General features: G+C 52.6%; 32 protein-coding genes. 2 read left to right on the top strand and 30 right to left on the bottom strand.

Going from position 1 to position 18,930, the window contains the following annotated elements; translation table 11 throughout:
• The first annotated feature begins 112 nt into the window (after positions 1-112).
• Entirely contained in the window at positions 113-2,929 is a 2,817-nt protein-coding gene (gene uvrA / locus ACYCZJ_RS09110) for an excinuclease ABC subunit UvrA (protein ID WP_461553900.1), read from the top strand.
• A 1-nt stretch (position 2,930) separates the two neighbouring features.
• Positions 2,931-4,211, top strand: a complete 1,281-nt coding sequence (locus ACYCZJ_RS09105; protein ID WP_461553899.1) for a glycerate kinase type-2 family protein — start codon at positions 2,931-2,933, stop codon at positions 4,209-4,211.
• Here ACYCZJ_RS09105 and ACYCZJ_RS09100 read toward each other — a convergent pair.
• The 30 genes from ACYCZJ_RS09100 to rpsJ form a co-directional block, all read right to left on the bottom strand.
• A complete protein-coding gene (locus ACYCZJ_RS09100) occupies positions 4,101-4,943 on the bottom strand; it encodes an SAM hydrolase/SAM-dependent halogenase family protein (RefSeq protein WP_461553898.1) in 843 nt (280 codons plus the stop codon). The genes ACYCZJ_RS09105 and ACYCZJ_RS09100 overlap by 111 nt on opposite strands.
• A 94-nt stretch (positions 4,944-5,037) precedes the next feature.
• Positions 5,038-5,427 (bottom strand): 50S ribosomal protein L17, encoded by a 390-nt coding sequence (gene rplQ / locus ACYCZJ_RS09095; RefSeq protein ID WP_461553897.1) that lies wholly within the window; start codon positions 5,425-5,427, stop codon positions 5,038-5,040.
• Positions 5,428-5,448: 21 nt separating this feature from the next.
• Complete coding sequence (locus ACYCZJ_RS09090) at positions 5,449-6,432, bottom strand: DNA-directed RNA polymerase subunit alpha (RefSeq protein WP_461553896.1); 984 nt, start codon at positions 6,430-6,432, stop codon at positions 5,449-5,451.
• Between the two features lie 29 nt (positions 6,433-6,461).
• Positions 6,462-7,091 carry a 30S ribosomal protein S4 gene (gene rpsD / locus ACYCZJ_RS09085; RefSeq protein WP_461553895.1) on the bottom strand — a complete coding sequence of 210 codons (630 nt, stop codon included), beginning with the start codon at positions 7,089-7,091 and terminating at the stop codon, positions 6,462-6,464.
• A gap of 15 nt (positions 7,092-7,106) precedes the next feature.
• Entirely contained in the window at positions 7,107-7,496 is a 390-nt protein-coding gene (gene rpsK / locus ACYCZJ_RS09080; protein ID WP_087447756.1) for a 30S ribosomal protein S11, read from the bottom strand.
• Positions 7,497-7,510: 14 nt separating this feature from the next.
• Positions 7,511-7,873, bottom strand: coding sequence for a 30S ribosomal protein S13 (rpsM, locus tag ACYCZJ_RS09075; RefSeq protein ID WP_461553894.1), 363 nt, complete (start codon positions 7,871-7,873; stop codon positions 7,511-7,513).
• Between the two features lie 58 nt (positions 7,874-7,931).
• A complete protein-coding gene (rpmJ, locus tag ACYCZJ_RS09070; RefSeq protein WP_124705130.1) occupies positions 7,932-8,045 on the bottom strand; it encodes a 50S ribosomal protein L36 in 114 nt (37 codons plus the stop codon).
• A gap of 42 nt (positions 8,046-8,087) precedes the next feature.
• On the bottom strand, positions 8,088-8,306 hold the full coding sequence (infA, locus tag ACYCZJ_RS09065) for a translation initiation factor IF-1 (RefSeq protein ID WP_461553893.1): 219 nt from the start codon (positions 8,304-8,306) through the stop codon (positions 8,088-8,090).
• 19 nt (positions 8,307-8,325) lie between these two features.
• Positions 8,326-9,651: a preprotein translocase subunit SecY gene (gene secY / locus ACYCZJ_RS09060; protein WP_461553892.1), complete on the bottom strand. Its 1,326-nt coding sequence runs from the start codon at positions 9,649-9,651 to the stop codon at positions 8,326-8,328.
• Between the two features lie 2 nt (positions 9,652-9,653).
• Positions 9,654-10,088, bottom strand: a complete 435-nt coding sequence (rplO, locus tag ACYCZJ_RS09055) for a 50S ribosomal protein L15 (protein WP_461553891.1) — start codon at positions 10,086-10,088, stop codon at positions 9,654-9,656.
• A gap of 3 nt (positions 10,089-10,091) precedes the next feature.
• Positions 10,092-10,280: a 50S ribosomal protein L30 gene (gene rpmD / locus ACYCZJ_RS09050; protein WP_461553945.1), complete on the bottom strand. Its 189-nt coding sequence runs from the start codon at positions 10,278-10,280 to the stop codon at positions 10,092-10,094.
• Positions 10,281-10,285: 5 nt separating this feature from the next.
• A complete protein-coding gene (gene rpsE, locus ACYCZJ_RS09045) occupies positions 10,286-10,795 on the bottom strand; it encodes a 30S ribosomal protein S5 (RefSeq protein ID WP_147074887.1) in 510 nt (169 codons plus the stop codon).
• Positions 10,796-10,807: 12 nt separating this feature from the next.
• Complete coding sequence (gene rplR, locus ACYCZJ_RS09040) at positions 10,808-11,161, bottom strand: 50S ribosomal protein L18 (protein WP_461553890.1); 354 nt, start codon at positions 11,159-11,161, stop codon at positions 10,808-10,810.
• A 13-nt stretch (positions 11,162-11,174) separates the two neighbouring features.
• The gene (gene rplF, locus ACYCZJ_RS09035; protein WP_461553889.1) at positions 11,175-11,708 is read right to left on the bottom strand and encodes a 50S ribosomal protein L6; all 534 of its coding nucleotides are present in this window, start codon (positions 11,706-11,708) and stop codon (positions 11,175-11,177) included.
• 13 nt (positions 11,709-11,721) lie between these two features.
• Positions 11,722-12,117, bottom strand: a complete 396-nt coding sequence (gene rpsH, locus ACYCZJ_RS09030; RefSeq protein ID WP_461553888.1) for a 30S ribosomal protein S8 — start codon at positions 12,115-12,117, stop codon at positions 11,722-11,724.
• A 15-nt stretch (positions 12,118-12,132) separates the two neighbouring features.
• Positions 12,133-12,438 carry a 30S ribosomal protein S14 gene (rpsN, locus tag ACYCZJ_RS09025; protein WP_461553887.1) on the bottom strand — a complete coding sequence of 102 codons (306 nt, stop codon included), beginning with the start codon at positions 12,436-12,438 and terminating at the stop codon, positions 12,133-12,135.
• Between the two features lie 7 nt (positions 12,439-12,445).
• A complete protein-coding gene (rplE, locus tag ACYCZJ_RS09020; RefSeq protein ID WP_461553886.1) occupies positions 12,446-12,985 on the bottom strand; it encodes a 50S ribosomal protein L5 in 540 nt (179 codons plus the stop codon).
• A 9-nt stretch (positions 12,986-12,994) separates the two neighbouring features.
• The gene (gene rplX / locus ACYCZJ_RS09015) at positions 12,995-13,312 is read right to left on the bottom strand and encodes a 50S ribosomal protein L24 (protein ID WP_124705140.1); all 318 of its coding nucleotides are present in this window, start codon (positions 13,310-13,312) and stop codon (positions 12,995-12,997) included.
• A gap of 9 nt (positions 13,313-13,321) precedes the next feature.
• Positions 13,322-13,690: a 50S ribosomal protein L14 gene (rplN, locus tag ACYCZJ_RS09010; protein ID WP_124705141.1), complete on the bottom strand. Its 369-nt coding sequence runs from the start codon at positions 13,688-13,690 to the stop codon at positions 13,322-13,324.
• 140 nt (positions 13,691-13,830) lie between these two features.
• Positions 13,831-14,100 (bottom strand): 30S ribosomal protein S17, encoded by a 270-nt coding sequence (rpsQ, locus tag ACYCZJ_RS09005; RefSeq protein ID WP_461553885.1) that lies wholly within the window; start codon positions 14,098-14,100, stop codon positions 13,831-13,833.
• Positions 14,097-14,300: a 50S ribosomal protein L29 gene (gene rpmC / locus ACYCZJ_RS09000; RefSeq protein WP_461553884.1), complete on the bottom strand. Its 204-nt coding sequence runs from the start codon at positions 14,298-14,300 to the stop codon at positions 14,097-14,099. The genes rpsQ and rpmC overlap by 4 nt, the downstream gene beginning before the upstream one ends.
• Positions 14,301-14,302: 2 nt before the next feature.
• The gene (gene rplP, locus ACYCZJ_RS08995) at positions 14,303-14,719 is read right to left on the bottom strand and encodes a 50S ribosomal protein L16 (protein ID WP_124705144.1); all 417 of its coding nucleotides are present in this window, start codon (positions 14,717-14,719) and stop codon (positions 14,303-14,305) included.
• Positions 14,703-15,410, bottom strand: coding sequence for a 30S ribosomal protein S3 (rpsC, locus tag ACYCZJ_RS08990; RefSeq protein ID WP_461553883.1), 708 nt, complete (start codon positions 15,408-15,410; stop codon positions 14,703-14,705). Before rpsC ends, rplP begins: the two co-directional genes overlap by 17 nt.
• A gap of 9 nt (positions 15,411-15,419) precedes the next feature.
• Positions 15,420-15,752, bottom strand: coding sequence for a 50S ribosomal protein L22 (gene rplV / locus ACYCZJ_RS08985; protein WP_461553944.1), 333 nt, complete (start codon positions 15,750-15,752; stop codon positions 15,420-15,422).
• 8 nt (positions 15,753-15,760) lie between these two features.
• A complete protein-coding gene (rpsS, locus tag ACYCZJ_RS08980; RefSeq protein ID WP_124705146.1) occupies positions 15,761-16,036 on the bottom strand; it encodes a 30S ribosomal protein S19 in 276 nt (91 codons plus the stop codon).
• A 13-nt stretch (positions 16,037-16,049) separates the two neighbouring features.
• The gene (rplB, locus tag ACYCZJ_RS08975; RefSeq protein ID WP_461553882.1) at positions 16,050-16,877 is read right to left on the bottom strand and encodes a 50S ribosomal protein L2; all 828 of its coding nucleotides are present in this window, start codon (positions 16,875-16,877) and stop codon (positions 16,050-16,052) included.
• 9 nt (positions 16,878-16,886) lie between these two features.
• Positions 16,887-17,198 (bottom strand): 50S ribosomal protein L23, encoded by a 312-nt coding sequence (gene rplW / locus ACYCZJ_RS08970; protein ID WP_461553881.1) that lies wholly within the window; start codon positions 17,196-17,198, stop codon positions 16,887-16,889.
• The gene (gene rplD / locus ACYCZJ_RS08965) at positions 17,195-17,815 is read right to left on the bottom strand and encodes a 50S ribosomal protein L4 (protein ID WP_461553880.1); all 621 of its coding nucleotides are present in this window, start codon (positions 17,813-17,815) and stop codon (positions 17,195-17,197) included. The genes rplW and rplD overlap by 4 nt, the downstream gene beginning before the upstream one ends.
• Positions 17,815-18,459, bottom strand: coding sequence for a 50S ribosomal protein L3 (gene rplC / locus ACYCZJ_RS08960; protein WP_461553879.1), 645 nt, complete (start codon positions 18,457-18,459; stop codon positions 17,815-17,817). Before rplC ends, rplD begins: the two co-directional genes overlap by 1 nt.
• Before the next feature lie 89 nt (positions 18,460-18,548).
• Positions 18,549-18,857 (bottom strand): 30S ribosomal protein S10, encoded by a 309-nt coding sequence (gene rpsJ / locus ACYCZJ_RS08955; RefSeq protein WP_124705151.1) that lies wholly within the window; start codon positions 18,855-18,857, stop codon positions 18,549-18,551.
• Between the last annotated feature and the right edge of the window lie 73 nt (positions 18,858-18,930).

Raw genomic sequence — 18,930 nt, 5'->3', positions numbered from 1 at the left:
ACAGGTTAGCCTTTTCCGCTTAACCCGGAAAAGGCATTTAACCACGGGATGTCCGCTCTTTTTGAGCAGTCTGCGCCCCGCTGGTTCCATTCATTCAGGAATATGCAATCCAATGGAATACATCCGCATTCGCGGTGCCCGCACCCACAATCTGAAAGACATCAATCTCGATCTACCCCGCAACCAGCTGGTGGTGATTACCGGTCTGTCCGGTTCGGGCAAATCATCACTGGCTTTCGACACACTCTATGCCGAGGGACAGCGCCGTTACGTAGAGTCATTGTCGGCCTATGCACGGCAATTTTTGCAGCTGATGGAAAAACCCGACGTGGATCTGATCGAGGGGCTGTCCCCTGCTATTTCCATCGAGCAAAAAGCCACCAGCCATAATCCTCGCTCTACCGTGGGCACCGTCACCGAAATTCACGACTACCTGCGTCTGTTGTTCGCCCGTGTCGGCACGCCGCAATGTCCCGATCACCATATCGAACTCGCTGCACAGACCGTTTCACAAATGGTAGATCATGTGCTGGCGCTGCCTGAAGATACCAAGTTGATGGTGCTCTCACCGCTGATAGTCGGACGCAAGGGCGAACACCTTGATCTATTCGATGAGTTGCGCGCGCAGGGTTTTGTGCGTGCACGCATTGACGGGAAGGTTCATGAAATGGATGCCCTGCCCAAACTCGACAAGAACAAAAAGCACACCATTGAAGTCGTCGTAGACCGTCTGAAGATACGTGCCGATGCCAAACAGCGTCTGGCCGAATCATTCGAGACCGCATTACGCCATGCCGATGGTCGCGCATTGGCAGTAGAAATGGATAGTGGAAAGGAGACCTTGTTCTCCGCGCGCTTCTCCTGCCCGGTATGCGATTATTCACTGCAGGAACTCGAGCCACGCCTGTTTTCGTTCAACAATCCTATGGGTGCCTGCCCCAAGTGCGACGGGCTGGGCGCCATCCAGTATTTCGACCCCAAACGCGTGGTGGCCTTTCCTCACCTGTCGCTGGCCTCGGGCGCAGTCAAAGGTTGGGACTGGCGCAATCAATTTTATTTTCATATGCTGCAAAGCCTGGCTTTGCACTATGGATTCGATCTGGATACGCCGTTCGAACAACTGCCTCATCCGCTCCAGCTGATGTTGCTTCATGGCGGGGACAAGGAAAAGATCGCGTTCCGCTACCCGGGTGAACGCAAACCCCGCAGCCATGTTTTTGAAGGCATCATTGCAAATCTGGAACGGCGCTACCGTGAAACCGATTCCAGCGTCGTGCGCGAGGAGCTGGCCAAATATCTCAACAACAAACCTTGTCCAAGCTGTGCCGGCACGCGCCTGCGCCGCGAGGCACGCCATGTATTCGTCAGCAACCAGACCATCTATGCGCTGTCGGCGCTGCCGCTCAAGCAGGCGCAAAGCTTCTTTGAAACCTTGAAATTATCCGGTAACAAGCAAGCGATTGCAGACCGCATCATCAAGGAAATAGCCGTCCGGCTGACCTTTCTCAATAATGTCGGACTGGATTATCTGTCGCTGGACCGTTCCGCCGACACGCTTTCCGGTGGCGAGGCACAGCGCATCCGGCTCGCCTCGCAAATCGGTTCCGGGCTGACCGGGGTGATGTATGTGCTGGATGAGCCCTCCATCGGCCTGCACCAACGCGACAATGAACGCCTGCTTGGTACCTTGAAACGCCTGCGCGATATCGGTAATACGGTGATTGTGGTGGAGCATGATGAGGATGCCATCCGTCTTGCCGATTACGTGGTAGACATGGGTCCCGGTGCGGGCGAGCATGGCGGATGTGTGGTCGCCGAAGGGACACCCGCCGACATACTCGCCAATCCGGCCTCGCTGACCGGTGATTACCTGTCCGGGCGACGCGGCATCGCTCTGCCCGAAGCACGTCGCATCCCGGACCCGGAACGCATGTTGATCCTCACCGGCGCAACCGGCAACAATCTAAAGAATGTGACGCTAAAACTGCCCGCCGGATTACTGGTATGCATCACGGGCGTGTCCGGCTCCGGCAAATCCACCCTTATCAATGACACTCTCTATGCCGCAATGGCGCGGCATCTGTATGGTTCTGCAGCAGAACCCGCAGCGCATACCGATATCCAGGGACTGGCATTATTTGACAAGGTTATCAGCGTCGACCAAAGCCCGATTGGGCGCACCCCGCGTTCCAACCCGGCAACTTATACGGGCCTGTTCACTCCAATCCGCGAACTGTTCGCCGGAGTGCCGGCAGCTCGCGAACGCGGCTACGGCCCGGGACGTTTTTCCTTCAACGTCAAAGGTGGACGTTGCGAAGCCTGTCAAGGCGATGGGGTCATCAAGGTGGAAATGCACTTCTTGCCGGATATCTATGTGCCCTGCGATGTGTGCCACAGCAAACGCTATAATCGCGAGACGCTGGAAATCCAGTACAAGGGCAAGACCATTCACGAAGTACTGCAAATGACCGTTGAGGACGCGCATGCCTTCTTCAATGCCGTGCCCGTCGTTGCACGCAAATTGCAAACACTACTCGACGTGGGTCTCGGTTATATCAAGTTGGGACAGGCCGCCACCACCCTGTCCGGTGGCGAAGCACAGCGTGTCAAACTGTCGCTGGAACTTTCCAAACGCGACACGGGACGCACTTTGTATATCCTCGACGAACCCACCACTGGCCTGCATTTTCAGGATATCGACATGCTGCTCAAGGTACTTCATCGATTGGCGGATCAAGGCAACACGGTTGTGGTAATCGAGCACAACCTGGATGTGATCAAGACAGCGGACTGGGTAGTGGATATCGGGCCTGAAGGCGGTGAGGGCGGCGGCCGGATTCTTGCTGCCGGCACCCCGGAGCAAGTGGCCGCCAAACCAGCCAGTTATACCGGGCAATATTTGAAACCCATTCTGAAACGCAAAAAATAATATGCAAGCTAGCCATGCACGCGAATTACTGATCAACTCATTTCACGCCGCCCTGGCGGGAGCCGATCCACTGCGGTTCGTTCCGTCCTATCTGCCCGCACCACCGGCAGGCCGCACCTTGGTCCTGGGTGGCGGCAAGGCGGCTGCCAGCATGGCGTTTGCGGTGGAAAACCACTGGCCTGATAATGCACCGCTACAGGGATTGGTTGTCACGCGTTATCAGCACAGCCTGCCCACTCAACGTATTTTAGTGATCGAAGCGAGCCACCCGCTTCCCGATGGGCATGGCGCTGAAACTGCACAACGCATGTTGGCAGAGGCCACATCGCTTACTGCCGATGATTTATTGCTGGCCTTGATATCCGGCGGCGGCTCCAGCCTGATGGCCTTGCCGGTTGCCGGAATCAGCCTGCAAGCATTGCGTGGGGTTACGCGCGCGCTGGTGAATTCGGGCGCGACAATTCAGGAAATCAATATCGTCCGCAAACATCTAACCCAATTAGCAGGTGGTCAATTGGCGCGTGCGGCAGGCGCGGCGCGCGTCCATGCCCTGATCCTGTCCGACGTCGTAGGCGATGACCCTACGCACATTGCATCCGGCCCGTGCTGCGCTGATCCAAGCACATTTGCCGATGCGCTCGCGATCCTCGATCGCTTCCATATCGAGCCCGATGTTACCGTGCGGACCCATCTGCAGCGTGGTGCTTCCGGCGAGTTCGAGGATACCCCAAAACCTGGCGATGCCTGTTTAGCCAGGACAGAAAACCATGTCATCGGCAACGCCAGCCGGATGCTTGCCGCTGCTAAAGATTATTTCCAGGCACATGGGATCACCGCCATTATTCTCAACGAGGCAGAAACACAGTCGTCACAGCAAGTTGCACAAACGCATGCCCGGCAGGTCCAGAAAATATTGGCCGAGGACAACGCCCGTCGGCCAGTGGCCTTATTATCCGGAGGCGAAACCACTGTCGCCACCGATGGAAGCGGGCGTGGCGGTCGCAACGCCGAATATCTGCTGGCGCTGACAATCGAGTTGAGGGGTCTGGAGAACGTGTACGCACTGGCGGCTGATACTGATGGCATTGATGGAACAGAAAACAATGCTGGCGCGCAGATTGGCCCGGATACGCTGTCACGCGCACAGGAACTCGGGCTCGATCCAGTAAAATTATTGGCTGATCACGATAGCTATTCCTGCTTCGAGGCCTTGGACGATTTGCTGGTGACCGGCCCAACACGTACCAATGTGAATGATTATCGCGCCATTCTGATTATTTAACCTGGCTTTAACACGGCGACTACATCGCCTTACCTGCAACCCGAAATCCGCAGCTGCGCTGCCGCGATTTACAGCCAGTTCGAGCAATCCTGCGCTATTGCTGAACCAGAAACCTTGCCCTCTGGCTAATCGGCCAAAAGTCTCTCCGTGTGCCAATTCCATCCCGCGCACACTCACCCGGCTGAGCGGCGAGATGGCTGTAGCGCGTATGCCGGTAAACGCATTGCCATAGTGGTCGATATAAATAACCCGCTCCAGATCGCCAATATCAAACTCGACCTGTAATTTTTCAGCCTGTGATAATTTGTGCTCCGGAAAGGCACCGCGTGCAATTTCCGCTGCAATCACGGCAAACAAATCACGCCCGTGAAAGGTGCTGGATAGCAATTCCGGCTGCCACTCTATTTTCCATATCCTGGCTTGAGTATCGCGTCCTGCAACAACCGACAGCAGACCATTATCCGGGCCCACATACCAGTGCCCGCCAGCAGTGACAACTGCGCCGTGACGTTCGGTGCCCACGCCAGGGTCCACTACCGCCAGAAACACACTGCCTGGCGGAAATCCTGCTGCCAGCGCGGCCAACAGATGCGCACCAGCATGCGCATTGAAATCAGGCGTCTGATGCAGCAAATCCACCATCAGTTGCCCCGGCGCCTCGACTGACAAGCGCGCCTTGACCTGGCCGACATAGGGGTCAGCTACACCGAAATCACTGAACAATACGATCATCGTCCATCCCTGCTATAGATTAAGCCTGATACTATGCAGAAAACAAAAAAGCCGGACAAGCCCGGCTTTTTTTACTGCAATTCTTCTGCAATTCTTATTCTGTCGCTTCGACTACACCCGCATCTTCGGCACGATCTACCATCTCGATCAGTGCCATGGGCGCATTGTCGCCATCGCGAAAACCGTATTTAAGGATGCGCAAATATCCGCCGTTACGGCTGGAAAAACGCGGGCCCAATTCATCAAACAACTTGACGACCATCTCACGGTCACGCAAGCGATCGAATGCAAGACGACGGTTAGCCAGTGACGGCTTTTTTCCCAAGGTAATCATGGGTTCTGCAACACGACGCAATTCCTTGGCCTTGGGTAACGTGGTTTTGATAACCTCGTGACGCAACAAAGCATTGGTCAGGTTGCGCAACAGTGCAGCGCGGTGGCTGCTGGTGCGATTCAGTTTGCGATTGGCGAGACGGTGACGCATCGTTATATTCCTTCTGCTAAATTACGGCTTCTCGAGGCCTGCAGGCGGCCAGTTCTCGAGTTTCATTCCCAGGCTAAGGCTCTTGGAAGCCAGCACATCCTTGATTTCGTTAAGCGACTTGCGACCCAGATTAGGTGTCTTGAGCAACTCTGTCTCGCTACGTTGAATCAAATCACCGATATAGTAAATATTCTCGGCCTTCAGGCAATTCGCTGAGCGCACGGTCAACTCCAGATCGTCCACTGGACGCAGCAGCATCGGATCAACTTGTGCCACTTTCGGCAACTCGGTAGCGACCGGGGTTCCCTTCAGGTCAGCAAACAATGCCAATTGATCGACCAGAATACGCGCCGCATAACGCACAGCTTCTTCAGGTTCAATGGTACCGTTGGTTTCCACATCGATCACCAGTTTGTCCAGATCCGTACGCTGTTCGACACGCGCGCTCTCTACTGCATAGGCTACACGGCGCACCGGGCTGAACGATGCATCCAGTTTGATAGCGCCCAGTGTCTGCGTGTCATCAGGCTGGCTACGAACAGAAACTGGCTGGTAGCCACGTCCCAGCTCAACCTTGATTTCCATGTCCAGCTTGCCACCTTTGGTAAGGTGCGCGATGACATGATCAGGGTTCAGAATTTCCACATCATGACCAATCTCGATATCGCCTGCCGTCACAGGACCTTCGCTGGATTTTTTCAGCTTGAGCGACACTTCGCTACGATCATTTAATTTGAGCGCAATGCCTTTAAGGTTCAGCAAAATGTCTACGACATCTTCCTGTACGCCTTCGAGTATCGAATACTCATGCAATACGCCGCTGATAGACACTTCAGTCGGTGCGGCACCCGGCATGGATGACAGCAGGATACGGCGCAGCGCATTGCCTAAAGTATGGCCGTAGCCGCGCTCGAACGGCTCCATGATGACACGGGCACGCAATGGTGAAACGGTTTCTACATCAATGATGCGGGGCTTCAATAAATCAGCGGTACTGCTTTGCATAAACGGTGTCCCTCATAAAAGCGTCGGGATTACTTGGAATACAATTCCACCACGAGATGTTCGTTGATGGTAGCGGGTAGTTCAGCGCGTTGTGGCTTGGCTTTGTAAGTGCCTTTCATATCCTTTGCACTGACTTCAACCCATTCAGGAAACCCGCGCTGTTCGGCAGCCTGCAATGCGCCCTTGATGCGCAACTGCTGTCTGGATTTTTCGCATACTTCAACGACATCACCTGGCTTAACCACATAGGACGGGATGTTCACACGCTTGCCGTTTACCAGAATACTGTTATGACGTACGACCTGCCGCGATTCAGCGCGCGAAGCGCCAAACCCCATCCGGAATGCAACGTTATCCAGACGGCTTTCCAGAATCTGCAACAGATTTTCACCGGTCACACCACGCTGGCGGTCAGCTTCCTTGTAAACATCGCGGAATTGACGCTCTAATACGCCATAAGTACGACGCAGTTTTTGTTTCTCGCGGAGCTGAACGCCATAGTCGGAAAGACGATTGTTTTTCTTCTGGCCATGCTGGCCAGGTGGGTAAGGGCGACGCTCAACCGCACACTTATCGGTAAAACATTTTTCGCCTTTTAAGAACAGTTTCTCGCCTTCGCGACGGCACTGGCGGCATTTAGCATCAAGATTTCTGGCCACGTTGGGACTCCTGCTTTAGATACGGCGTTTCTTGGGCGGACGGCAGCCGTTATGCGGCACTGGCGTCACGTCGGAAATACTGGTGATTTTAAAACCGGCGTTATTCAATGCGCGAACTGCAGATTCACGACCTGGACCAGGTCCCTTAATACGCACCTCAAGATTCTTAACGCCACATTCCTGCGCCAGCTTGCCTGCATTTTCAGCAGCAATCTGAGCAGCAAACGGGGTACTCTTACGCGAGCCTTTAAAACCGGCGCCGCCTGAAGTAGCCCAGGATAAGGCATTTCCCTGACGGTCGGTAATCGTAACAATGGTGTTATTAAAAGAAGCATGAATGTGAGCAATGCCTTCCGCCACATTCTTTTTGACCTTCTTACGGACTCTGATATTCGCTTTAGCCATGATTCTCTATTCCTTTATTTGGTCGCGCGAACTGCTTTGCGCGGACCCTTGCGAGTGCGAGCGTTGGTACGAGTGCGCTGGCCTCGCAATGGCAAACCACGACGATGACGCATACCACGGTAGCAACCCATATCCATCAGGCGCTTGATGTTCATGGTCATTTCACGGCGCAAATCACCTTCGACTGTGTACTTGGCCACGCCTTCGCGCAACTTTTCCGTCTCGGCGTCGGTCAGATCCTTGATCTTGGCTGCTGTATTCACACCCGCTTCCGCACAAATCTTGCGGGATACGGTGCGACCGATACCGTAAATTGCGGTAAGCGCAATTTCGGCATGTTGGTGGTTCGGGATGTTTACCCCTGCGATACGGGCCATCTAATCACTCCGGAATCGAAAACATTAAATTGTATCATTTAAAGCCAGGCTAAAACAATTAGCCTTGGCGTTGCTTGTGACGCGGGTCTTCACATATCACCCGAACGACGCCTTTACGACGCACAATCTTGCACTTTCGGCAGATTTTTTTAACTGATGCACGTACTCTCATAAAAAACTCCTCGACTTAACCGTGCAAAACACGGCAAATAACTTACTTGGCTCGAAACGTAATTCGAGCCTTGGTCAGATCATACGGCGTCAACTCAACCGTTACCTTATCGCCAGGCAAAATGCGGATATAGTGCATACGCATTTTTCCAGAGATATGTCCCAGCACAACATGACCATTTTCCAGTTTGACTCTGAAGGTCGCATTAGGCAGGGTCTCCAGAATTTCGCCTTGCATCTGGATGGTATCTTCTTTAGACATCTATCGAGCCACCTGCCGGTTAACGTGAAACAAAACCATTACCCTTGAAGTTGGCCTTTTTGAGCAGCCCTTCATATTGGTGGGACATAATGTACGCTTGAACCTGTGCCATGAAATCCATCGTCACCACCACGATAATCAGCAATGAGGTACCGCCAAAATAAAATGGCACATTAAATTTCACAATCAAAAATTCGGGCAGCAAACACACTAGCGTGATATAGATTGCACCCACCAAAGTAAGGCGCCCCATTATTTTGTCAATGTAGCGCGCCGTCTGTTCACCAGGGCGAATTCCTGGAACAAATGCGCCGCTCTTTTTAAGATTATCTGCCGTCTCCTTGGGGTTAAATACCAAGGCCGTATAGAAAAAACAGAAAAAGACAATTGCCGTCGCATACAGAATCACGTAAATCGGCTGCCCAGGTGACAACGTCGCACCCACATCTTTCAGCCAGCTCATGCTGTCTCGGCTACCAAACCAACCTGCCAAGGTTGCCGGGAATAATATAATGCTCGAAGCAAAAATCGGCGGTATGACGCCAGCCATGTTCAGCTTGAGTGGCAGATGTGAGCTTTGCCCACCATATACTTTATTACCTACCTGGCGTTTGGCGTAATTCACCAGAATTTTTCTTTGGCCGCGCTCTACAAATACGACCAGTGCAGTGACCAACACCACAGCCACGAACAGCATCAGGACTAGCGGTATGGAGAATGCCCCGGTGCGCGTCAATTCCAGCGTACCACCAATCGCATGGGGTAACCCGGCAACGATACCAGCGAAAATAATCATCGATATACCGTTGCCAATACCGCGCTCAGTAATCTGTTCACCCAGCCACATCAGGAACATGGTGCCGGCAACCAGCGTCATGACAGCCGTCACACGGAACATGTAACCCGGATCAATCACCAAACCTGCCTGTGACTCCAACGCGACCGCAATGCCAAGCGCCTGGAAAAACGCCAATCCCACAGTGCCATATCGGGTGTACTGGGTAATCTTGCGGCGCCCACTTTCACCTTCTTTTTTCAGTGCTTCCAACTGAGGTGAAACCACCGTCATCAGTTGCATGATGATGGATGCCGAAATATACGGCATGATTCCCAGAGCGAACACAGTGAATCGCGATAATGCGCCACCCGAGAACATGTTAAACATGCCCAGAATGCCATTTTCCTGCGAGCGGAACAAATGTTCCAAGGCAACCGGATCGATGCCCGGCACCGGAATATGTGCACCGATGCGATACACAACCATTGCGCCAATCAGGAACAGCAAGCGTCGCTTCAAGTCCCCGAATTTATCGGCACTACCAATATTAGGCTTATTCGCAGCCAAAATTACTCCAGGAAGCTGCCGCCAGCAGCCTCAATCGCAGAACGTGCACCTTGTGTCGCCAATATACCTTGCAGCTTTACTGCACGCTTTAATTGGCCACACAAAATAACCTTTGCTGTCTTGGCACGTGCATGGACAATACCTGCCTGTTTAAGCACCAGGATATCAATCACATCTACCGGCAATTTATCCAGATCAGACAACAGGACTTGTGCAGTATCACCTGCAGTCATCGAAACAAAACCGCGCTTGGGCAGACGGCGCTGTAAAGGCATCTGTCCACCCTCAAAGCCGACTTTATGAAAACCGCCTGTACGAGATTTTTGGCCTTTATGACCGCGGCCTGCCGTTTTACCAAATCCGCTACCGATGCCGCGACCGACACGACGTCTTGCGCTGCTGCTGCCATCGGCAGGTTTAATAGTATTAAGTTGCATTGATTAACCCTCGCACTTCACGAGATAACTTACTTTATTAACCATACCGCGATTTGCCGGCGTATCCAGCACCTCAACAGTATGATTCATACGACGCAGACCCAAGCCCTTGACACAGGCACGGTGTGACTGCTTGGTACCAATAACGCTTTTAACCAGCGTCACCTTCATCATTTTGGCGGCAGCACTCATCATTATTACTCCATAATCTCTTCGATTGATTTGCCGCGCTTGGCCGCAATTTCAGAAGGAGAATTGACTTGCAGCAGACCATTGATGGTTGCGCGCACCACGTTATACGGATTGGTTGAACCAATACATTTGGCCAGAATATTATGCACACCCATCACTTCAAACACAGCACGCATTGGGCCGCCAGCAATAATTCCGGTACCTTCAGAAGCTGGCTGCATATAAACCACGGCCGCTCCGTGCTTGCCGATTACGGCATGATGCAAAGTCCCGTTTTTGAGGTTGACTTTTACCAGCTTGCGGCGGGCTTCATCCATCGCCTTTTGCACGGCCACGGGAACCTCACGTGACTTGCCCTTACCCATACCGATACCACCATCACCATCACCCACCACGGTCAAAGCGGCAAAGCCCAGAATACGCCCGCCCTTCACAACCTTGGTTACGCGATTCACTGCGACCATCTTTTCACGCAGTCCGTCGGTACTCTCTTGATTTGTTTCAAATCTTGCCATTATTTACCCCAATTAGAAGCTCAGGCCATGCTCGCGGGCAGCGTCGGCCAAAGCCTTAACGCGTCCGTGGTAGCGGAATCCAGATCGGTCAAACGCCACTTCGCTGATTCCAAGCCCTTTGGCTTTCTCGGCGATACGCTTGCCCACAGCAACTGCCGCACTGATATTGCCGCCATTGGCAACATCCTTGCGCATTTCGACTTCAACGCTTGAGGCACTGACCAATACTTTGTCCCCCGCTGCATCGATAATCTGTGCATAGATATGGCAGTTGGAACGGTACACCACAAGACGGGTGACTTTTTGCTCTGCAATGCGGGCACGGGTTTTGCGTGCTCTGCGCAGGCGCGCGGTATTCTTGTCCATGATTAACCTTTACCTATTTTTTCTTGGTTTCTTTGATCGTCACCACTTCGTCGGCATAACGCACACCTTTACCCTTATAAGGCTCCGGCTTACGATAGGCGCGTACGTCAGCGGCTACCTGACCCACTTGCTGACGGTCAATACCCTTAATCAAAATTTCAGTCTGGGTAGGCGTTTCCACTTTCACACCAACCGGCATCTTATGTACGATTGGATGCGAATAACCCAATGACAGGTTTAGCGCATCCCCAGCAGCCTGGGCGCGATAACCCACACCAATCAGCGTCAGCTTCTTTTCAAAACCTTTGGTCACCCCTTGCACCATATTCGCCAGCAGAGCGCGCATGGTACCCGACATGGCATTAGAACGAATACTGTCCGAAGCCGCCTTGAATTGCAGGGCATCACCTTCACGCTCCACTACGACATCAGCATTGGCCCGCTGAACAAGCGTCCCCAACGGGCCTTTAACTGTAATTGCATCAGCACCCAGAGTCACTTCGACCCCCGCAGGCACGGCAACAGGATTTTTAGCTACGCGAGACATTGCAATACCCTCATCAGGCTACGATGCACAGGACTTCGCCGCCCACGCCATTGGCGCGCGCTTTGCGATCGGTCATTACCCCATGCGAGGTCGACACAATAGCGATACCCAGTCCGTTCATCACTTTAGGAATTTCCTGGCTGCCTTTGTAAATACGCAGACCAGGGCGGCTTACTCGTTCGATTTTTTCAATGACAGGGCGGCCGGCATAGTATTTAAGACTAATACTCAGCTCTGGCTTGCCGTCATTTTCACGCACCGCAAAATCGTCGATAAAGCCTTCGTCTTTTAATACCTGTGCAATCGCCTTTTTAACCTTGGAAGCCGGCATCACCACACCGGCTTTTTCGACGCTTTGCGCATTGCGTATACGCGTCAGCATATCTGCAATCGGATCACTCATACTCATTCGATATTCCCCCGCTTACCAGCTGGCCTTGACCATGCCTGGCACTTCACCACGCATGGCGATCTCACGCAGCTTAATGCGCCCCAGACCAAACTTACTGTATACACCACGTGGGCGACCAGTTAGCTGGCAACGATTGCGCAAACGAACCGGGCTTGCATTCCTTGGCAGCTTTTGCAGCTTGAGACGCGCCTCGTAGCGCTCCTCTTCAGACAGTTTTTCATTACCGACAGCAGCGAGCAGCTCCGCACGCTTTACAGCGTACTTTTTGACTGTTGCACGGCGTTTTTTATCACGGTTGATCAAAGCAAGTTTTGCCATGACATCCTCAGTTCTTGAACGGGAATTTAAAAGCCGCCAGTAATGCACGCGCCTCTTCGTCGGTATTAGCGCTGGTGGTGATTGTAATATTCATACCACGCAACACATCGATTTTGTCGTATTCAACTTCCGGAAATATGATTTGCTCACGCACACCCATATTGTAGTTACCACGACCATCGAAAGACTTTCCGGACAATCCACGGAAGTCACGAATACGTGGTATGGCAACAGTCACCAAACGATCCAGAAACTCATACATGCGCTCACGACGAAGCGTGACCATGCAGCCGACCGGATAATCATCACGGATTTTAAAGCCGGCGATGGATTTTTTGGACTTGGTAACAACTGCCTTTTGACCTGCAATTTTCTGCATATCGCCTACAGCATGTTCCATCACTTTCTTGTCGGCAACCGCTTCGCCCACGCCCATATTGAGCGTAATCTTTTCAATACGCGGCACTTCCATCACGGATTTGTAGCCAAACTGCTGAACCAGCTGAGGAGCAACCGTGGTTTTATAAAATTCATGTAAACGAGCCATGTCTACCCCTTAAGCGTCAACGACTTCGCCGTTAGACTTGAAAACCCGGACCTTGCGACCATCTTCAAGAACCTTGAATCCAACGCGATCTGCACGCTTGGAAGTCGCATTAAATAGTGCGATATTGGATATATGGATAGGCATCTCTTTAGAAACGATGCCACCCGCGTCACCTTTAACCGGATTTGGTTTAACGTGTTTTTTTACGCTGTTGATCCCTTCAACCAGAAGACGGTCATCATCACGCACACGCAATACCGAACCGCGCTTACCCTTGTCTTTTCCAGCAATAACGATAACGTCATCACCTTTGCGAATTTTGTTCACATTGCCTCCTTACAGCACTTCAGGAGCCAGAGACACGATTTTCATAAAACGCTCGGTACGCAGTTCACGCGTCACCGGGCCGAAAATACGTGTACCTATTGGTTCCAGTTTGTTGTTCAGCAAGACGGCAGCATTACCATCAAACTTGATCAACGAACCATCGGGTCTGCGCACGCCCTTGGCAGTACGCACCACTACAGCGTTATAAACATCACCTTTTTTGACGCGACCACGGGGGGCAGCATCCTTGATGGTCACTTTGATAATGTCACCAATACTTGCATAACGCCGCTTGGATCCACCCAGCACCTTGATGCACATAACCGAGCGCGCACCAGTGTTATCAGCAACATCCAGCCTGGACTGCATTTGAATCATTTAAACTCTCCAACTTAACCCGCCGAGCCAGGTTACCCTGCCAAGACAGCTAGTTTTGGACCCGTACGGGGAAGATCGCCGTTTCCGGCGGGACGAAAAGCGTAAGACTATACCAGCTCTTTACAAGAAATACAAGTCTATTAGACTGCTCGCGCTTTATTTACCAAAGTCGCAACGCGCCAAGCCTTGGTTTTTGCTATGGGCCGGCATTCTTCAATAATCACCAGATCGCCCTCATGAAACTCATTGTTTTCATCGTGAGCATGATACTTCTTGGACATGCGCATCACCTTGCCAATAACCGGATGCTTAACCTTACGCTCAACCAGTACCGTGACCGTTTTATCCATTTTATCGCTGATTACGCGCCCAGACAGGCTGCGCGCCACTTTGATTTCGGTTTCACTCATTTTTTTACCGCTTTCAGTTCATTCTCACGCTGAATCGTATGGATACGCGCTATATTTTTACGCAATTTACCCAATTCACTGGTTTTGCTGGTCTGCTGGGTCGCCACCTGCATACGCAGGCTAAATTGCGCCCGCAGCAATTCCAGCAATTCCTGCTTGATTTCCGGCGCGGATTTCGTTCTCAGTTCGCTAGCATCCATAATCAGCTACCTATCATTCGAGTTACAAACGCTGTCTGGATCGGCAGCTTCGCGGCAGCAAGGCGGAAAGCCTCGCGAGCCAACACCTCATCCACACCATCCATCTCATACAGCATCTTGCCTGGCTGAATTTCTGCCACATAGTACTCCGGATTACCTTTACCGTTACCCATACGCACTTCTGCGGGTTTCTCCGAAATCGGCTTATCCGGGAAAATACGTATCCAGATGCGGCCGCCGCGTTTAATGTGACGCGTCATGGCACGGCGCGCGGCTTCAATCTGGCGCGCAGTCAACCGACCACGTCCGATTGCCTTCAAGCCATATTCACCGAAGCTGACCTTATTCCCGCGCGTAGCAATACCGGTATTACGGCCCTTTTGCTCTTTGCGATACTTCCTTCTAGTTGGCTGCAGCATGTTTCGCTCCTGGCTTTCTTACACGTTTTTCCGGTTCCGGAGCGGCTACAGGCTGCTCACCCTTCGCCAGCGCATCACCTTTGTATACCCAAACCTTGACACCAATAATGCCATATGTGGTTTTGGCTTCATGGAAACCGTAGTCGATGTCTGCGCGTAAAGTGTGCAGAGGCACACGCCCCTCGCGATACCACTCGGTACGCGCAATTTCAGCACCATTCAGGCGGCCCGAACTCATGATTTTAATGCCTTGTGCACCCAGACGCATGGCATTCTGCATGGCACGTTTCATGGCACGGCGGAACATGATGCGTTTTTCCAGTTGGCTGGCAATATTGGCAGCAATTAACTGCGCATCCACTTCAGGCTTGCGCACTTCCTCAATATTGATATGCACAGGCACGCCCATCATCTTTTGGACCTGCAATTTCAGCGCCTCGATATCTTCGCCTTTTTTACCAATCACGATGCCTGGTCGCGCACTATGAATCGTAATACGAGCGTTCTTGGCTGGCCGCTCGATAACAATTTTACTCACCGAGGCATTCGCCAGTTTCTTTTTCAGGAAATCACGAACCCTTATATCTTCATTCAAGGTCGCCGCAAACGTACGACTACCGGCATACCACCTGGATGTCCAGTTGCGTGCGACCGCCAGGCGAAACCCAATCGGGTGTATCTTCTGTCCCATTGCCGTTCCTTATTCGTCGCCAACCGTCACAACAATGTGACAAGTCTGCTTGTTGATACGGTTGCCGCGACCTTTGGCACGCGCCATAAATCGCTTCATGGAAGGGCCCTGATCAACGGTGATGACAGCGACTTTTAGCTCATCGATGTCCGCGCCTTCATTGTGCTCGGCATTGGCTATTGCCGACTCCAGCACCTTCTTGATCACGCCAGCACCTTTTTTGGGGCTGAAAGCCAGGATATTGAGGGCTTTATCCACTGGCAGGCCGCGAATTTGATCAGCCACCAAACGGCCTTTTTGCGCCGACATGTGACTGCCTCGTAATACTGCAGATACTCTCATCATGGCTCCTATCTCTTGGCTTTCTTGTCTGCTGCGTGTCCTTTGAAGGTACGAGTCAGCGAAAACTCACCCAGCTTGTGACCTACCATGTTTTCGGAAATGAACACGGGTACATGCTGCTTGCCGTTGTGGACCGCGATTGTCAATCCAATAAAATCCGGGAGTACCGTAGAACGACGCGACCAGGTCTTAATTGGACGCTTATCATTACCCGCGCGCGCCGCATCTACTTTTTTCTGCAGATGATCGTCAACAAACGGGCCTTTTTTAACTGAACGTGGCATAGCTATCTACCCTTTAACGTTTATGACGACGGCGCACGATCATGCCGCTGGTACGCTTATTACGGCGCGTACGGAAGCCTTTCGCTGGCACACCCCATGGACTGACCGGGTGACGACCTGCTGCGGTTTTACCCTCACCACCACCATGCGGGTGATCAACCGGGTTCATCACCACACCGCGCACGGTCGGACGAATGCCACGCCAACGAGTTGCACCTGCCTTACCCAGGGAGCGCAAGGAATGTTCGCCATTACCTACTTCACCAATCGTGGCGCGGCAGTCGACGTGAACTTTACGAATCTCGCCAGAACGCAGACGCAGCTGGGCATAACTTCCTTCACGCGCCAGCAATTGCACCGAAGTGCCCGCGGAACGTGCAATCTGCGCTCCTTTGCCCGGCAGCATTTCAACGCAATGCACGGTAGTACCGACCGGAATATTGCGCAGCGGCAGAGTGTTACCGGCCTTGATAGGCGCATCGGAGCCATTCATCAGCTGCATGCCGGCTTCGATCCCCTTGGGGGCTATCACGTAGCGACGCTCACCATCCGCGTAACACAGCAAAGCCAGATGGGCGCTGCGGTTGGGGTCGTATTCCAGGCGCTCGACTTTCGCCGCAATGCCATCCTTGTTGCGGCGAAAATCCACCAGACGATAATGCTGCTTATGACCGCCCCCCATGTGACGCGTGGTAATGTGACCGTTATTGTTACGCCCCGCAGTTTTGCTTTTGCTTTCAACCAAGGAAGCAAGCGGCTTGCCTTTATGCAAACCGGGTGTGACAACCTTGACGACGGCGCGACGGCCGGGGGAAGTTGGTTTAACTTTAATCAGTGCCATTTTCTACTCCTACTGCCCGGCCGTGAAGTTGATTTCCTGCCCAGGCTTCAGGCAGACAAAGGCTTTTTTCCAGTCGCTACGACGACCCATGAAACGGCCAAAGCGCTTCTGCTTGCCCTTGACGTTGGCAATCTGCACACTTTCAACCTGTACCTTGAACAACAACTCGACCGCAGCCTTAACCTCCGGCTTGGTCGCATCTGAAGCCACACGGAAAATTACCTGCTCATATTTATCAGCAACATAAGTGCTTTTTTCTGACACCTGTGGTGCCAGAATAACCTGCATCAAACGCGCATCATTGAATTTAACGGGACTCATGCCAGCATCTCCTCAACCATCTTGACCGCATTTTTGGTCATCAGCACATTATCAAAATGCGCCATGCTAACCGGGTCAATGTGACGCACTTCAACCACCAGCACATTAGGCAGGTTGCGCGAGGACATCCACAAATTATCATCCAGATCATCAGTCACAATCATGACGCGACCCAAACCCATCCCCTTCAATCTGTTCGCCAGGTCCTTGGTCCTGGGAGCAGCCATGGACATACTCTCCACCACCGATAAACGCCCATCGCTGGCCAATTTGGACAGAATCGAAGCTACGCCCGCACGGTACATCTTGCGATTGACCTTTTGCGTGAAATTCTCATCAGGACTATTCGGAAAAGCACGACCACCTCCACGCCATATCGGGCTGGATGTCATACCGGAACGCGCACGGCCCGTACCTTTTTGGCGCCATGGCTTTTTGGTACTGTGTTTGACGGTGCGACGATCCTTTTGTGCACGATCGCCACTGCGGGCATTCGCCATATAGGCAGTAACCACCTGGTGCACCAACGCTTCGTTGTATTCGCGACCAAACAATTCGTCTGACGCAACCAGCGTGCTGGTCGCCTTGCCTTGCTCGTTAATTACCTTGAGTTCCATTATGCACCCACCTTCACACTGGGGCGCACAACCACGTGCCCACCCTTGGATCCGGGCACAGCGCCTTTGATCAGGATTAACTGACGCTCGGTATCGATACGCACAACTTCGAGCTTTTGCACGGTACGCTGAACCGCGCCCAGATGACCGGTCATTCGCTTGCCCGGAAAAACGCGACCCGGATCCTGTGCCTGACCAATCGAACCAGGCACATTATGCGAACGCGAGTTACCGTGCGACGCACGGTTGGAAGAGAAGTGGTGACGCTTGATAACACCGGCATAACCCTTACCCTGCGTTGTACCAGTCACATCCACCAACTGCCCGGCCTGAAAAATCTCCACGCTGACCACACCGCCCAACTGCAAAGAAGCAGCATCGGCATCCGTCAGGCGAAATTCCTTGAGAAGCGAGCCCGCTTCCACGGCAGCCTTGGCTAGATGACCCGCTTCCGCCTTGGTCACTCTGCTGGCGCGGCGCACGCCATAAGCCACTTGCACCGCTGCGTAGCCATCAATGGCGGGGGTTTTGATCTGAGTCACACGATTGTTCGACACATCCAGCACCGTAACCGGAACGGTGGAGCCGTCCTCGGCAAATAGCCGGGTCATGCCGATCTTGCGACCGACGAGTCCTAAACTCATTTTTCTATCCTTAGCAAAAAGGCGCCGATTTCAATTGACCGGCATTTTTTTATCCCCGGGAAAACCGCCCGGCACGGATACAAACTTGATTAAACCTTGATTTCCACTTCTACACCCGCCGGCAAATCCAGCTTCATCAACGCATCCACAGTCTTGTCTGTGGGATCAATAATGTCCATCAAACGCAAATGGGTACGGATTTCAAACTGGTCACGCGATGTCTTGTTGACGTGAGGCGAGCGCAATACGTCAAAACGTTCAATCGAGGTAGGCAATGGGACCGGGCCTTTCACCACTGCACCCGTACGTTTCGCAGTCTCCACAATTTCGAGCGCGGACTGGTCAATGAGGCGGTAATCAAACGCCTTGAGGCGGATACGAATTTTCTGGTTTTGCATAGCAGTACCCTAAAGAGCGGAACATCAAACGCGAAAAGGCGGAATTATACCGCCCTTTCGCACTTTTCAGCAA

The sequence above is a fragment of the Sulfuriferula sp. genome, from assembly GCF_054605375.1.
Note: the sequence above shows the minus strand (reverse complement) of the source record. Positions and strands in the feature narration are given on the sequence as shown.

Coding starts and splice junctions, on each gene's coding strand:
- ACYCZJ_RS09090 (WP_461553896.1), bottom strand. CDS start 6,432: ATGCAAAGCAGTACCGCTGATTTATTGAAGCCCCGCATCATTGATGTA.
- rplV (WP_461553944.1), bottom strand. CDS start 15,752: ATGAGAGTATCTGCAGTATTACGAGGCAGTCACATGTCGGCGCAAAAA.
- rpmC (WP_461553884.1), bottom strand. CDS start 14,300: ATGGATGCTAGCGAACTGAGAACGAAATCCGCGCCGGAAATCAAGCAG.
- rplR (WP_461553890.1), bottom strand. CDS start 11,161: ATGGACAAGAATACCGCGCGCCTGCGCAGAGCACGCAAAACCCGTGCC.
- rpsE (WP_147074887.1), bottom strand. CDS start 10,795: ATGGCAAGATTTGAAACAAATCAAGAGAGTACCGACGGACTGCGTGAA.
- rplW (WP_461553881.1), bottom strand. CDS start 17,198: ATGAGTCCCGTTAAATTCAATGATGCGCGTTTGATGCAGGTTATTCTG.
- rplF (WP_461553889.1), bottom strand. CDS start 11,708: ATGTCTCGCGTAGCTAAAAATCCTGTTGCCGTGCCTGCGGGGGTCGAA.
- rpsQ (WP_461553885.1), bottom strand. CDS start 14,100: ATGAGTGAAACCGAAATCAAAGTGGCGCGCAGCCTGTCTGGGCGCGTA.
- ACYCZJ_RS09100 (WP_461553898.1), bottom strand. CDS start 4,943: ATGATCGTATTGTTCAGTGATTTCGGTGTAGCTGACCCCTATGTCGGC.
- rplC (WP_461553879.1), bottom strand. CDS start 18,459: ATGAGTTTAGGACTCGTCGGTCGCAAGATCGGCATGACCCGGCTATTT.
- rpsH (WP_461553888.1), bottom strand. CDS start 12,117: ATGAGTATGAGTGATCCGATTGCAGATATGCTGACGCGTATACGCAAT.
- rpmD (WP_461553945.1), bottom strand. CDS start 10,280: ATGAGTGCTGCCGCCAAAATGATGAAGGTGACGCTGGTTAAAAGCGTT.
- ACYCZJ_RS09105 (WP_461553899.1), top strand. CDS start 2,931: ATGCAAGCTAGCCATGCACGCGAATTACTGATCAACTCATTTCACGCC.
- rpsS (WP_124705146.1), bottom strand. CDS start 16,036: ATGCCACGTTCAGTTAAAAAAGGCCCGTTTGTTGACGATCATCTGCAG.
- rpsM (WP_461553894.1), bottom strand. CDS start 7,873: ATGGCCCGTATCGCAGGGGTAAACATCCCGAACCACCAACATGCCGAA.
- rplN (WP_124705141.1), bottom strand. CDS start 13,690: ATGATTCAAATGCAGTCCAGGCTGGATGTTGCTGATAACACTGGTGCG.
- rpsJ (WP_124705151.1), bottom strand. CDS start 18,857: ATGCAAAACCAGAAAATTCGTATCCGCCTCAAGGCGTTTGATTACCGC.
- rplD (WP_461553880.1), bottom strand. CDS start 17,815: ATGGAACTCAAGGTAATTAACGAGCAAGGCAAGGCGACCAGCACGCTG.
- rplP (WP_124705144.1), bottom strand. CDS start 14,719: ATGCTGCAGCCAACTAGAAGGAAGTATCGCAAAGAGCAAAAGGGCCGT.
- rplQ (WP_461553897.1), bottom strand. CDS start 5,427: ATGCGTCACCGTCTCGCCAATCGCAAACTGAATCGCACCAGCAGCCAC.
- uvrA (WP_461553900.1), top strand. CDS start 113: ATGGAATACATCCGCATTCGCGGTGCCCGCACCCACAATCTGAAAGAC.
- rplB (WP_461553882.1), bottom strand. CDS start 16,877: ATGGCACTGATTAAAGTTAAACCAACTTCCCCCGGCCGTCGCGCCGTC.
- rpsN (WP_461553887.1), bottom strand. CDS start 12,438: ATGGCAAAACTTGCTTTGATCAACCGTGATAAAAAACGCCGTGCAACA.
- rpmJ (WP_124705130.1), bottom strand. CDS start 8,045: ATGAGAGTACGTGCATCAGTTAAAAAAATCTGCCGAAAGTGCAAGATT.
- rplE (WP_461553886.1), bottom strand. CDS start 12,985: ATGGCTCGTTTACATGAATTTTATAAAACCACGGTTGCTCCTCAGCTG.
- rpsC (WP_461553883.1), bottom strand. CDS start 15,410: ATGGGACAGAAGATACACCCGATTGGGTTTCGCCTGGCGGTCGCACGC.
- infA (WP_461553893.1), bottom strand. CDS start 8,306: ATGTCTAAAGAAGATACCATCCAGATGCAAGGCGAAATTCTGGAGACC.
- rpsK (WP_087447756.1), bottom strand. CDS start 7,496: ATGGCTAAAGCGAATATCAGAGTCCGTAAGAAGGTCAAAAAGAATGTG.
- rplO (WP_461553891.1), bottom strand. CDS start 10,088: ATGCAACTTAATACTATTAAACCTGCCGATGGCAGCAGCAGCGCAAGA.